This window comes from Streptomyces sp. NPDC059866 (assembly GCF_042731325.1).
GTDB classification, from domain to species: Bacteria; Actinomycetota; Actinomycetes; order Streptomycetales; family Streptomycetaceae; genus Streptomyces; species Streptomyces flavusporus.
Genome location: NZ_JBHWJT010000017.1, coordinates 195055 through 207328, shown reverse-complemented (window position 1 = coordinate 207328; position 12274 = coordinate 195055). Strand labels below are relative to the sequence as shown.

The 12274-nt window shown below is 70.2% G+C and carries 12 protein-coding genes; 6 read left to right on the top strand and 6 right to left on the bottom strand.

The window, feature by feature from the left end:
• Nucleotides 1-29: 29 nt before the first annotated feature.
• A complete protein-coding gene (locus tag ACFV7R_RS26590; RefSeq protein ID WP_385267745.1) occupies nt 30-215 on the bottom strand; it encodes a hypothetical protein in 186 nt (61 codons plus the stop codon).
• A 100-nt stretch (nt 216-315) separates the two neighbouring features.
• A complete protein-coding gene (locus ACFV7R_RS26585) occupies nt 316-1476 on the bottom strand; it encodes an ROK family protein (protein ID WP_385267743.1) in 1161 nt (386 codons plus the stop codon).
• 165 nt (nt 1477-1641) lie between these two features.
• Between ACFV7R_RS26585 and ACFV7R_RS26580 the strand changes: the two genes are divergently transcribed.
• From ACFV7R_RS26580 to ACFV7R_RS26565, 4 genes are read left to right on the top strand one after another with little or no spacing between them, the layout of a single operon-like run.
• A complete protein-coding gene (locus ACFV7R_RS26580) occupies nt 1642-2538 on the top strand; it encodes a carbohydrate ABC transporter permease (protein ID WP_129803122.1) in 897 nt (298 codons plus the stop codon).
• 18 nt (nt 2539-2556) lie between these two features.
• A complete protein-coding gene (locus tag ACFV7R_RS26575; RefSeq protein WP_385267741.1) occupies nt 2557-3498 on the top strand; it encodes a carbohydrate ABC transporter permease in 942 nt (313 codons plus the stop codon).
• Nucleotides 3499-3508: 10 nt separating this feature from the next.
• On the top strand, nt 3509-4852 hold the full coding sequence (locus tag ACFV7R_RS26570) for an ABC transporter substrate-binding protein (protein ID WP_385267739.1): 1344 nt from the start codon (nt 3509-3511) through the stop codon (nt 4850-4852).
• A gap of 14 nt (nt 4853-4866) precedes the next feature.
• Nucleotides 4867-6069, top strand: coding sequence for a Gfo/Idh/MocA family protein (locus tag ACFV7R_RS26565; protein WP_385267797.1), 1203 nt, complete (start codon nt 4867-4869; stop codon nt 6067-6069).
• Between the two features lie 25 nt (nt 6070-6094).
• Here ACFV7R_RS26565 and ACFV7R_RS26560 read toward each other — a convergent pair whose 3' ends face one another.
• From ACFV7R_RS26560 to ACFV7R_RS26545, 4 genes are all read right to left on the bottom strand, one after another.
• Entirely contained in the window at nt 6095-6790 is a 696-nt protein-coding gene (locus tag ACFV7R_RS26560; protein ID WP_385267737.1) for a L,D-transpeptidase family protein, read from the bottom strand.
• Nucleotides 6791-6919: 129 nt separating this feature from the next.
• Nucleotides 6920-7834, bottom strand: coding sequence for an SDR family oxidoreductase (locus ACFV7R_RS26555; RefSeq protein ID WP_385267735.1), 915 nt, complete (start codon nt 7832-7834; stop codon nt 6920-6922).
• A 77-nt stretch (nt 7835-7911) separates the two neighbouring features.
• The gene (locus ACFV7R_RS26550; protein ID WP_385267733.1) at nt 7912-8541 is read right to left on the bottom strand and encodes an MBL fold metallo-hydrolase; all 630 of its coding nucleotides are present in this window, start codon (nt 8539-8541) and stop codon (nt 7912-7914) included.
• Nucleotides 8541-9629: an S-(hydroxymethyl)mycothiol dehydrogenase gene (locus tag ACFV7R_RS26545; RefSeq protein ID WP_385267731.1), complete on the bottom strand. Its 1089-nt coding sequence runs from the start codon at nt 9627-9629 to the stop codon at nt 8541-8543. The genes ACFV7R_RS26550 and ACFV7R_RS26545 overlap by 1 nt, the downstream gene beginning before the upstream one ends.
• Before the next feature lie 210 nt (nt 9630-9839).
• On the opposite strand from ACFV7R_RS26545, the gene ACFV7R_RS26540 reads away from it, so the two are divergent.
• Nucleotides 9840-11516 carry a rhodanese-like domain-containing protein gene (locus ACFV7R_RS26540; protein WP_385267729.1) on the top strand — a complete coding sequence of 559 codons (1677 nt, stop codon included), beginning with the start codon at nt 9840-9842 and terminating at the stop codon, nt 11514-11516.
• The gene (locus ACFV7R_RS26535; protein ID WP_385267727.1) at nt 11513-12259 is read left to right on the top strand and encodes a sulfite exporter TauE/SafE family protein; all 747 of its coding nucleotides are present in this window, start codon (nt 11513-11515) and stop codon (nt 12257-12259) included. Before ACFV7R_RS26540 ends, ACFV7R_RS26535 begins: the two co-directional genes overlap by 4 nt.
• Nucleotides 12260-12274 lie beyond the last annotated feature (15 nt).

Below are 12274 nucleotides of genomic sequence, written 5' to 3'. Positions count from 1 at the left end.
GCGCGGCCCTGGCCGGCGCCGGATGCCGGTCAGGCGGCCTGCGCCGATTGCGGCGTCGCGGCGGCCCACTCCAGGACGAGGCGCTGGTACTCCTCGCGCTGCTCGGTGCTCAGTGTCCCGCCCGACCGGCGCCACAGCGCCCGGATCTCCTCGTTGACCTCCGCGGCCGATCGCTCGGTGGCGGCTTCAACAGTGGTGGACATGGCGTGAAGCATACGGCGCCAGAGGTGAAGGCGCTGTGAGTAATCACGAGCTAATCGGGCATATCGGGCAGTGTTGCTGATCACGTCCATCTCTCCGAACCCGCCGGGGAGTTCATCCGTCCACCGCGCCCAGCACCAGCACCTGGATGGCGAGAACGGCCGCACCGCGCGCCCAGTCGTGGAAGTCGGACACTCTGGTCTCCAGGTCGACCGGCGTCGCCAGCGGATGCCTGCGGGCACGGATCGTCTCCTCCACTGTGTCCCTTGCCACATCCATCAGGCCGACCCCTTCGCCGGCGAGGAGGATCTTCTGCGGCATGGCGAAGTTGGCGATGTGGGCGAGGAGGGTGCCCAGGGCCCGTGCGGCCTCGTCGACGACCCGGGCAGGCATGGGCTCCCCGGCCGCGGCGCCGGCGAGGATCTCCTCGTAGCTGTGATCGCGCCCGGTGGCGGCCCGGATCTGGTAGCGGATGCTGGGGATGGTCAGCAGCGAGACCGCGCTGCCGCGGTCACCGTCGGGGGTGAGGGGCCCGTGGGGGTCCAGGATCCAGCGGCGGCCGAAATCCCGGTCCTCACCGTCGGACGGCACGCGCCTGCCGCCCAGGACCAGTCCGTAGCCGATCCCGGCGCCGATGGTGAGGACGACGAAACGGTCCAGTCCGCGGCCCGCCCCGAACCAGGTCTCGGCCTCGACGAAGGCCGCGACGTCGTTCTCCACGACCACGGGCAGCCCGGTGCGCTCCTCGACGAGGGCGGCGAGCGGGATGTCGCGCCACTGCAGGAAGGGCGACTCCCCGACCACGGCCCGGTCCTGGACGAGTCCGCCCACACCGATACCGATGCCGGCGAGGCGGGGGTGGACGTGGGCCAGCTCGGCGGTCATCTCCCCGAGCAGATCGGCGACTTCGCCGGGATCGTGGGTGGTGAGCGGGCGGTCGTGGCGGGCGACGATCTCGCTCCGCAGGGTGGTGACGACGCCGTACACCATGTCCTCGGTGATCTTGAAGCCGAGGAAGGAACGGGACTCGGCGACGATGTCCAGCGGCTGTGAGGGACGCCCCTGCCGGCCCTCGGCCGGTGCGCCGCCGTCGGGGACCTCGATCAGCAGCCCGGACTCGATCAGCGGCTTGGTCAGCCGGGTGAGGCTGCCGGGCGAGAGGCTCAGCCGGCGCGCGAGGTCCGAGCGGGACAGCGGGCCGTGGACGAGCACCTCGATCGCCACCGAGCGCTCCCCCGCACTCAGCGGCAACCAGCTGGCGGCACTTGCGGTCATGACGGCCTGACTCCCCAATATTTTTTCACCACGGAAGTAATGATCCCCACACTAGACCGGCCGGACCGGATCAGGAAGATGTCCGCATGCCTCTTGACGCATGGATTCTTTTGCCTCAAAAGTAAGTGGCCCGAGGATGAGCCGCCGTAGCCGAGGAGTCTCCCGATGAGCATCGCCTCCAGCAGTCCGCCGACGCGCCGAGGCGACGGCCGTCTCGCGGCCGTGTTCCTGGCTCCCGCCCTGTTGGGTTTCCTGGTCTTCCTGCTGTGGCCGACGCTGCGGGGCGTCTATCTGAGCTTCACCCGCTTCAATCTCCTGACGCCCGCGGAGTGGGTGGGGCTCGACAACTACGAGCGGATGATCCACGACCCGATCTTCTGGGACTCGCTGAAGGTCACCGTCGAGTACGTCGTCATCAACATCGGCATACAGACGGTGGCGGCACTCGCCATCGCCGTGCTGCTCCAGCGGCTGACCCGGTCGGCTCTGCTGCGGGGCATCGTGCTCACCCCGTATCTGATGTCGAACGTCGTCGCCGGCCTCGTGTGGCTGTGGATCCTGGACACCCAGCTCGGCATCGGCAACGAGATCATCAGTGCCCTCGGCGCCGACCGCATCCCCTTCCTCGCCGACGAGACCTGGGCGATCCCCACCATCGCCCTGATCAACGTCTGGCGGCACGTCGGCTACACCGCCCTGCTCCTCTTCGCGGGTCTGCAGGCGATCCCGAACGACATGTACGAGGCGGCCAGGGTCGACGGCGCGAGCGAGTGGCGGATGTTCTGGCGGATCACCATGCCGCTGCTGCGGCCGGTGCTGGCGGTCGTGCTGATCATGACGGTGATCGGTTCGTTCCAGGTCTTCGACACCGTGGCGGTGACCACGGCGGGCGGTCCGGCGAACGCGACCAACGTGCTCCAGTTCTACATCTACGGATCCGCCTTCGGCCGCTTCCAGTTCGGCTACGCCTCGGCGATGTCCGTCGCCCTGCTGGTCGTGCTCAGCGCGATCACCGTCCTGCAGTACCGGCTCACCCGGGCCGGCCGGACCGACCTCGGCTGACGGAAAGGAGACACCGACATGGCCGCCGTGACCACCGTGACCGCGACGACGACTACGACACCGCCCGGCATACGACCGCTCAAGCGCAGGTTCTCCCTCGGCCGGGCCGCCGCCTGGACCGTGATGGGCCTGATCGTCCTCATCACCCTGCTGCCGTTCTACTGGATCCTGCGCACCGCGCTCTCCACCAACGCGGGCCTGGGCGCCGACCCCACCAACCCCCTCCCCGTGGACCTCACCACCAGCGGCTTCGAGCGGGCCCTCGGTCTGCAGTCCGCCGAGGAGGCGGTGACGCAGGGCGGGGCGGGCGGCGGGCTCGACTTCTGGCGCTACCTGCTCAACTCGGTGATCGTCTCGACGCTCGTCACCGGCTGTCAGATCTTCTTCTCCGCGATGGCCGCGTACGCCTTCTCGCGGCTGCGCTGGCGCGGCCGGGACAAGGTGTTCGGTCTGTTCCTGGCCGGGCTGATGGTGCCGACCCTCTTCACGCTGCTGCCGAACTTCGTGCTCATCAAGCAGCTCGGCCTGGTGGACACCCTGCTCGGCATCGCGCTGCCCAGCCTCTTCATGACCCCGTTCGCCGTCTTCTTCCTGCGGCAGTTCTTCATGAACATCCCCCAGGAGGTCGAGGAGGCGGCGCTGCTCGACGGCGCCGGCAAGGTGAGGATCTTCTTCCGGGTGGTCCTGCCGATGGCGTCCACGCCGATCCTCACGCTGTCCGTGCTGACGTACATCACCTCCTGGAACGACTACTTCTGGCCGCTGATGGTCTCCTACAGCGACAGCTCGCGCGTGCTGACCGTGGCGCTGGCGATCTTCCGGGCGCAGACCCCGGCGACCGGCGTCGACTGGTCCGGGCTCACGGCGGCGACGCTGATCGCCGCGCTGCCGATGCTGGTGCTCTTCGCCTGCTTCGCCCGCCGCATCGTCAGTTCCATCGGCTTCACCGGGATCAAGTGAGGGACCACTGATGCGACTTCGTACGCTGACCGCGCTGGCCGGAGCGCTCACGCTGGCCCTGGTGACCGGATGCGCGAAGGGCGACTCCACCGGGTCGTCCGCGAACACCGTGACCTACTGGCTGTGGGACGCCAACCAGCTGCCCGCCTACCAGGCCTGCGCGAAGGGGTTCGAGAAGGAGAACCCCGGACTCGAGGTCAGGATCACGCAGTTGGGCTGGAGCGACTACTGGACCAAGCTCACCGCCGGGTTCATCGCGGGCACCCAGCCGGACGTGTTCACCGACCACATCCAGAAGTTCGGCCAGTTCGCCGATCTGCAGGTGCTGGAGCCGCTGGACGACCTGGGCATCAAGGACTCCGACTACCAGCCGGGCCTCGCCGCCAACTGGATCGGCCAGGACGGCCACCGCTACGGCGCCCCGAAGGACTGGGACACCGTCGCACTCTTCTACAACGAGAAGATGGCGAACGACGCCGGGCTCACCGCCGAGCAGCTGGGCGGCCTCTCCTGGAACCCCGAGGACGGCGGCAGCTTCGAGAAGGCCATCGCCCGTCTCACCGTCGACAGGAACGGCAAGCGGGGCGACGAGCCGGGCTTCGACAGGAACAACGTCAAGGTGTACGGGCTGGCCACCCAGGGCGGCGGCTACGGCGACGGCCAGACACAGTGGAGTCCCTTCACCGGATCCGCCGGGTGGAGCTACACGGAGAAGGCCCGCTGGGGAACGAAGTACCAGTACGACAGCAAGACCTTCAAGTCCGTCATCGAGTGGTACTTCGGCCTGGCGGAGAAGGGATACATGGCCCCCTTCTCCGACTACAACGTCCAGTCCAACCAGGGCAACACGCAGATCGCCGCGGGCAAGGCCGCCGCCGTCTTCGACGGCGCCTGGATGATCTCCACCTACAACGGGTTCAAGGACAGGGACATCAGGACCGCCCTCACTCCCGTCGGCCCGACCGGCAAGCGCGCCACGATGATGAACGGCCTCGCCGACTCCATCAGCAAGGCCTCCAAGAACAAGGCGGGCGCCCGCAAATGGGTGGCCTACCTGGCCTCCGACAAGTGCCAGAAGGTCGTGGGCGACCACGGCGTCGTCTTCCCCGCCACTCCGGCAGGCACCGATGCCGCCATTGCCGCCTACAAGAAGAAGGGCATCGAGGTCTCGGCCTTCACCCAGCCCGTGGACGACAAGAAGAACTTCCGGACCTTCTCCTACCCGATCACCAACTACGCGGCGGACGTCACGGCCCTCATGCAACCCGAGATGGAAGCCATCTACGGCAACGGCAAGTCCGTGAACAGCCTCGACCAGACCACCGACCAGATCAACCTGATCCTCGACCAGTGAAGGGCACCACTTACATGACGTTCTCCCTCGGCATCGTCGGCGCCGGGCAGTTCTCCGGGCAGTTCGCCAAACTGTTCCTCGCCCACCCCGGCGTCAGCGACGTCCACGTCACCGACCTGCTCCCCGAACGGGCCGGGCAACTGGCCGCCGCCGAAGGCCTCACGGGCACCTTCCCGACGTACGAGGCCATGCTGGAGTCGAAGGCGGTCGACGCAGTCGCAATCTTCACCCAGCGCTGGACGCACGGCCCGCTGGTCCTCCAGGGTCTGAACGCCGGAAAGCACGTCTACTCCGCCGTCCCCATGGCGATCAGCACGGACGAAATTGCGGCGATCATCGACACGGTCAAGGCGACCGGACTGACGTACATGATGGGCGAGACCAGCCAGTACAACCCGGCGACCGTGCACGCCCGCAACCAGATCGCGAAGGGGTCCTTCGGGCGGATCTTCTACGCCGAGGGCGACTACGTCCACGACATGGATCTGGGGTTCTACGAGGCCTACCAGTACAGCGGCGGCGAGAACTGGAAGGCGACCGCCAGCTATCCCCCGCTGCTGTACCCGACGCACTCGGTGGGCGGGGTGCTGGGCGCCTGGCAGACGCACGCGGTGAGCGTGTCGGCGATCGGTGTGGTCGACGAGCGGGGCGACGGGGTCTTCGACCGGTCGGTCAGTCAGTTCGACAACGACGTCTCCAACGCCACCGCGCTGTTCGAGGTGGCGGGCGGCGGGTCGTTCCGTACGAACGAGTTCCGGCGGGTGGGCTACCCCTCGCACATACGGGAGTCGCGTTTCCGGTTCTTCGGGACGGAAGGGAGCATGGAGCAGCTCGCCACGGTCGCCCTGTGGCAGGACAAGAACGGTGTGGAGGACATCAGCGAGCTGCTCGAGCCCAAGCCCACCATGTCCGCTGACGACCCGTCACTCCAGCACATCGCGCCGGACCTCCGGGCCGCCTTCACCTCCGGGTCGGCGCTCGTGCACGACCGCTCCCGCCTGCCGCGGGAGTTCGACCACCTGCACAACGGCCACGAGGGCAGCCACCACTTCCTGGTGGACGACTTCGTGACCGCGGTGAACACCCGCACCCTGCCGTCGGTGAACGCATGGGTGGCGGCCCGCTACACCCTGCCGGGCATCATCGCCCACGAGTCCGCCCGGCAGGGCGGGGTACGGCTGGAGATCCCGGACTTCGGGGACGCGCCTCAGGTGTGACGCGTCCGGGGTGGGCCGGGCATCGTCAGGTGCCCGGCTTACGGCCGTACACGTAGACGTCGTCGCCCTTCTTCAGCAGCGACCAGTACTTCTTGGCGGCGGTGCCGGTCATGTTGACGCAGCCGTGCGAGCCGGGCGGGTTCCACATGCTGACGCCGGCGGAGTGGAAGGCCTGGCCGCCGTCGAAGAACTGGCTGTAGGGCATCGGCACGTTGTAGATGGTCGACACGTGGTCGATGTTGCGCCAGTAGATCTTCTTCAGGCCGGTGCGGGTCTCGTAGCCGTCGCGCCCGGTGCGCACCGGAACGGGGCCGTGGACGAGCTTCTTGCCGTCCTGGATCCAGCTGAGCTGGAGCGTGAGGTTCACGCAGGCGATGCGGCCCTTGTTCACGGGACACTTGCCGTCCTTGTTGGGCGTGTTCCCGACGGCCCGCTGCTTGAGCATCAGGTCCATCACGCCCCAGGTGACGGGGCCCGCGTAGCCGATGTTCGGCTTTATGCCGTGCTTGGTCTGGAAGGCCTGGATCGCCTTGCAGTCCCCGGCGGACTGCACACCGTCCACCGGCCGCCCGAGGAACTTCTCCACCTGCTTCTGATACGGACCTGTCTGCGTGGTGCAGCTCGCCGCCTGCGCCGTGCCGGCGCCCAGCGCGAGCGTGAGCGGCGCCACCAGCGCGGTGGCCCCCAGAACAACGGTTACCCGGCTGCGTATGTCCCCCATGCCCGGCCTTGCCTTTCACCTGGAATGCGCGGATCTCGCGCAATCTCTGCCAGCTAGACCGACATCGACGGGAATGGGTTGTAGGCACGCACCAACTGCGACCGAACGGTGATATCCGCCGCCGGCACGTCACCGGTAGCCGGTGGTGTCCGCCGGTCTGCCCGCGTCCTGGACCTCGACGAGGTAGCGCCAGGCGTCGGGGCGGCTGCCGTCGAGGTCGGTGAAGCCGTACTCCTGGGCGAGGTCGCCGCTGGAGAGCGAGCGGCCGTTGAAGCGTGCCACGTCGGGGTCGGCGGCGAGGGCGGCGACGGCGCGGCCGACGTAGCGCGGGGTCTCCGAGATGGCGAAGTGGGGGACCCGGTCGAGGGCGTCGCGCCAGTTCTCCTCCCGCACGCCGAAGATTTCGAGCATCATCTCCGAGCGCAGCCAGCCCGGGGTCAGCGCGACGGCGGTGGCCCCGCGCGGAGCCAGTTCATGGCCGAGGGAGAAGGCCATGCGCAGGACGGACCACTTGGCCAGGTCGTAGAAGAAGGAGTTGCGGTAGTTCTCGCGGTTGTACTCCTGCGTGCCGTCGGTCATCTCGACCACCAGTCCGCCGGGGTGGCGCAGCAGCAGGGGCAGGGCGTGGTGGCTGGTGATCGCGTGCGTCTCGACCGCGAGGCGGAGCAGCCGTAGGCCGTTGTCGAGGTCGTGTTCCCAGACGGGGCTGTCCCAGGCGAAGAGCTTCTCGCCGCCCCAGATGTCGTTGACGAGGACGTCGAGGCGGCCGTGCTCGTCGGCGATGCGGTCGACGACGGCGCGGACCTGGGCCGGATCGAGGTGGTCGGTGGGTACGGCGATGCCGTGGCCGCCGGCCTCGGTGACCAGGTCCGCGGTGTCCTCGATGGTCTCGGGGCGGTCGTACTCGGAGCGCCGCTCGCGGGTGCTGCGGCCGGTGACGTAGACGGTGGCGCCGGCCGCGCCGAGCTCCACCGCGATTCCGCGGCCCGCACCGCGGGTCGCACCGGCGACCAGCGCGACCCTGCCCTTCAGAGGTCCCGGCATGTCCGTCCTCCCGTGCCCGTCCGACTCTGTCGCCGACGAGCATGCCGCGAAATCCGGACGTCTTCTGCCCCTTTTTTTCAGTGGCCTCGCGCGATCCACTCCTCCAGGTGCGGTGCCTCGGCTCCGATGGTGGTCGGGTCGCCGTGACCGGTGAGGACCTTGGTCTCGGGCGGGAGGGTGAGGAGGCGGTCGCGGATGGAGTCGATGATGGTCGGGAAGTGGGAGTAGGAGCGGCCGGTCGCGCCCGGGCCGCCCTGGAACAGGGTGTCGCCGGTGAAGACCGTGCCGAGCCCGGGGTCGTAGAGGCAGACCGCGCCGGGGGCGTGGCCGGGCGTGTGCAGAACCGTCAGGTCGGCGCCGGCGGCCTCGATGATCTGGCCGTCGAGCAGCCAGGAGTCCGGATCGCGGTCGGGGTGGGTCTGCTTCCACAGCGGCAGGTCGTCGTGGTGCAGCCAGATGACGGCTCCGGTGCGCTCGGCGAGGGCGGGGGCGGCGTCGATGTGGTCGTTGTGGGCGTGGGTGCACACGATGGCCGTCAGGCGGCGGTCGCCGACCGCCTCGGCGATGGCGTCCGCGTCGTGGGCGGCGTCGATGACGACGACCTCGTGGTCGTCGCCGACGAGCCACACGTTGTTCTCGACGTCCCATGTGCCGCCGTCGAGGGTGAACCGGCCGGAGGTGACGAGTCGTTCGATGCGGGCGGTCATCACAGCACCACCACCGAGCGCAGCACGTCGCCGCGGTGCATCCGCTCGAACGCCTCCTCCACCTCGTCGAGTTGGATGGTCTCGGTCACGAACGCGGCCAGGTCCAGGCGCCCCTGCAGATGCAGGTCGATCAGCATGGGGAAGTCGCGGGAGGGCAGGCAGTCCCCGTACCAGGAGGACTTGAGCGCTCCGCCGCGGCCGAAGACGTCCAGCAGCGGGAGTTCGAGCTTCATGTCGGGAGTGGGGACGCCGACCAGGACGACCGTGCCGGCCAGGTCGCGGGCGTAGAAGGCCTGCTTGTACGTCTCCGGGCGGCCGACCGCCTCGATGACGACGTCGGCGCCGAAGCCGCCGGTCAGCTCGCGGATCGCCTCGACCGGGTCGGTCTGCGCCGAGTTGACGGTGTGGGTGGCGCCCATCGTGCGGGCGGTCTCCAGTTTGCGGTCGTCGATGTCGACCGCGATGATCTTCGCCGCGCCGGCCAGGTGCGACCCGGCGACGGCGGCGTCGCCGACGCCGCCGCAGCCGATGACGGCGACCGTGTCGCCACGGCCGACGTTCCCCGTGTTGATCGCGGCGCCGATGCCGGCCATGACGCCACAGCCCAGCAGTCCGGCGACGGCCGCGGAGACCGCGGGGTCGACCTTGGTGCACTGGCCGGCCGCGACCAGTGTCTTGTCGGCGAAGGCGCCGATGCCGAGGGCCGGGGAGAGCTCCTGGCCGGTCGAGGCGAGGGTCATCTTCTGTGTGGCGTTGTGGGTGTCGAAGCAGTACCACGGCCGGCCGCGCAGACAGGCCCGGCAACGGCCGCACACGGCACGCCAGTTGAGGATCACGAAGTCCCCGGGCGCCACCTCGGTGACGCCGTCGCCGACCGTCTCGACGATCCCGGCGGCCTCGTGGCCGAGCAGGAAGGGGAACTCGTCGTTGATGCCGCCCTGCTTGTAGTGCAGGTCGGTGTGGCAGACCCCGCAGGCCTGGACCCGCACCACGGCCTCCCCCGGGCCGGGGTCGGGCACGACGATCGTCTCGACCCGGACCGGCTCGTCCTTCCCCGGTGCGATCACGCCACGTACTTCCTGCGCCATCGTGCTGACCCCTTCTCTCGGCGGGCGTCCGTCCCGGTGCCGACCTTACGCGCGACTGATCGGTAAGGGTGCGGTTTGCCTGCCTGTCGGCGGAGGGTCACGGCTGCTTCCGGCCACCTCTCCAGATACCCCCGGGGGTAATTCTGCTACGGTGACGATATACCCCCAGGGGTAATCGATCCCGGGTTTCGCGAGGAGAGGAGTGCTGCCGTGTACTTCGTCGACACCATCGAAGTGCCGGGGCTGGGCAACCGGGGCTATGTGGCGGGGGGTGTGCACAGCGCCGTCGTCGTCGATCCCCCGCGCGACGTCGATCGGGTGATCGCGGTCGCCGCCCGGCGGGGCGTGCGCATCACGCACGTGGTCGAGACCCACGTCCACAACGACTACGTCACCGGCGGCCTGGAGCTGACCCGGGTGACCGGCGCCGCGTATCTGGTGCCGGCGGGAGCCCGGGTGGCGTACGAGCGCGTGCCGGTCGCCGACGGGGACCGGGCGGAGATCGAGGCGGGCCTGGCGCTGCGCGCGCTGGCCACGCCCGGCCACACCCCGCACCACACGTCGTACGTCCTTGAGGACGATGGACAGGCGGTGGCCGTCTTCACCGGAGGCTCCCTGCTGATCGGCACGGTCGGGCGCCCCGATCTGGTCGAGCCGCGGCTGACCGAGCACCTGGCGCGGGCGCAGCACGACTCCGCGCACCGCCTGGCCGACGAACTGCCGGACGACACCGCGGTGCTGCCCACCCACGGCTTCGGCAGCTTCTGTTCCGCCGGGCAGAGCGACGCGGGCGCACAGACGACCATCGGCCGGGAGCGTCTCGTCAACGAGGCCCTGGTCAAGGACGTCGACGCGTTCGTCGTCGACCTGCTGGCCGAGCTCGACGACGTGCCCGCGTACTACGCCCACATGGGCCCGGCCAACGCCGGGGGCCCGGCCCCCGTCGACCTCACCCCGCCCCGCCGCGCGGACGCCGAGGAGATCCGAGCCCGGCTGGCCGCCGGCGAATGGGTGGTGGACCTGCGCAACCGGGTCGCGTTCGCCGAGGGGCATGTCGCCGGGGCGCTGAACTTCGAGGCCGACGGGCAACTCGCCACGTATCTGGCCTGGCTGCTGCCCTGGGGCAAGCCGGTCACACTGCTCGCCGAGTCGGCCGCCCAACTGGCCGACGCCCAGCGCGAACTCGTCCGGGTCGGTATCGACCGGCCCGCCGCGGCGGCGACCGGCTCGCCCGACGACTGGATGCCGGCGGGAGAGCAGCCCCGCGCGTTTCCGCGGGCCACCTTCGCGGAGCTGGTAGCGCGACAGGAAGCTGTCGTGATCCTCGACGTGCGACGCGACTCCGAGCGCACGACCGGGCACATCCCGGGCTCCCTGCACATTCCGCTGCACCAGCTACGAGACCGGCTCGCGGAGATTCCGGACGGCACTGTGTGGGTGCACTGCGCCGGGGGGATGCGGGCTGCCATCGCGGCGTCCGTCCTCGACGCGGCGGGGCGTGCGGTCGTCGCCGTCGACGACCGCTTCGACGCAGCGCGCGAGGCCGGGCTGGTCCTGGCCCGCCTCACTCCGGCCGAGGCACGCGGCCGAACGCGCGCGGACGCCGTACTCCTGGACGTGCGTGAACCGGCCGAGTGGGCCGCGGGACACGCCCCCGGCGCCGTGCCCGCCCCGCTGTCCGGCCTCGCGGCCGGGGGTGAGCTGCCCCAGGGTGCCCAGGGCCGGCCGGTCGTCGTGATCTGCCGCTCCGGGCGTCGCTCCCGCGAGGCGGCCGACCTGCTCGCCGCGCGCGGCGTCCGCGTGGCAGACGTCGCGGGCGGTATGCGCGCGTGGGCCGAGGCGGGTCTGCCGGTCGTGCGCGACGAGCAGCGCACCTCTCCCGCGTGAGCGCGTTCGTCCTCGCCCTCGCCGCCGGGGCCCTCACCGGTCTCGCCCTGGGCGCCCTCGGGGGCGGTGGGAGCGTGCTGGCGGTGCCCGCGCTGATCTACCTGCTCGGCCTCACCCCTGCCGCGGCCGCTACCGCGAGCCTGGTCGTCGTCACCGTCACGTCCGCCACCGCCCTGGTCGGGCATGCCCGCGAGGGCACCGTGCGGTGGAGGCCCGGCCTCCTGTTCGCCCTCGCGGGACTCGGGCCCGCGGCGGTCGGCGGTGCGGTCTCGGCCCGGCTCCCGGCCGGAGTGCTGACCGGCGCCTTCGCCGTGATCGCCGCAGTCGCCGCGCTGCGGATGCTGCGGCCGTCGGCCTCCGCGCCCACCGAGGCGCCGACCCACCCGGTTCGGGTCGCCACGGCCGGGGCGAGCCTCGGCGCGGTCACCGGGGCGCTGGGGGTGGGCGGCGGCTTTCTCGCCGTACCGGCGCTGGTGAACGTGGTGGGGCTGCGCATGCGGGCGGCCGTGGGCACGAGCCTGCTGGTCATCACGCTCAACTCGCTGGTCGCGCTGGCGGCCCGGGCGGGGGCGGACGTGAGCGTCGACTGGGCGCGTGTCGCGCCCTTCGCCGCCGCGTCGGTCCTCGCCGCATGGGACGGCAAACGCCTCACGGCCCGGATCTCCGCCGGTTCGCTCCAGCGGATCTTCGCCGGCGCCCTGCTGGCGGTGGCCGCGTTCATGCTGGCCGACGCCGTCCTGTGAGAGCGGGCCGGACGG

Coding starts and splice junctions, on each gene's coding strand:
- ACFV7R_RS26590 (WP_385267745.1), bottom strand. CDS start 215: ATGCTTCACGCCATGTCCACCACTGTTGAAGCCGCCACCGAGCGATCG.
- ACFV7R_RS26585 (WP_385267743.1), bottom strand. CDS start 1,476: ATGACCGCAAGTGCCGCCAGCTGGTTGCCGCTGAGTGCGGGGGAGCGC.
- ACFV7R_RS26580 (WP_129803122.1), top strand. CDS start 1,642: ATGAGCATCGCCTCCAGCAGTCCGCCGACGCGCCGAGGCGACGGCCGT.
- ACFV7R_RS26575 (WP_385267741.1), top strand. CDS start 2,557: ATGGCCGCCGTGACCACCGTGACCGCGACGACGACTACGACACCGCCC.
- ACFV7R_RS26570 (WP_385267739.1), top strand. CDS start 3,509: ATGCGACTTCGTACGCTGACCGCGCTGGCCGGAGCGCTCACGCTGGCC.
- ACFV7R_RS26565 (WP_385267797.1), top strand. CDS start 4,867: ATGACGTTCTCCCTCGGCATCGTCGGCGCCGGGCAGTTCTCCGGGCAG.
- ACFV7R_RS26560 (WP_385267737.1), bottom strand. CDS start 6,790: ATGGGGGACATACGCAGCCGGGTAACCGTTGTTCTGGGGGCCACCGCG.
- ACFV7R_RS26555 (WP_385267735.1), bottom strand. CDS start 7,834: ATGCCGGGACCTCTGAAGGGCAGGGTCGCGCTGGTCGCCGGTGCGACC.
- ACFV7R_RS26550 (WP_385267733.1), bottom strand. CDS start 8,541: ATGACCGCCCGCATCGAACGACTCGTCACCTCCGGCCGGTTCACCCTC.
- ACFV7R_RS26545 (WP_385267731.1), bottom strand. CDS start 9,629: ATGGCGCAGGAAGTACGTGGCGTGATCGCACCGGGGAAGGACGAGCCG.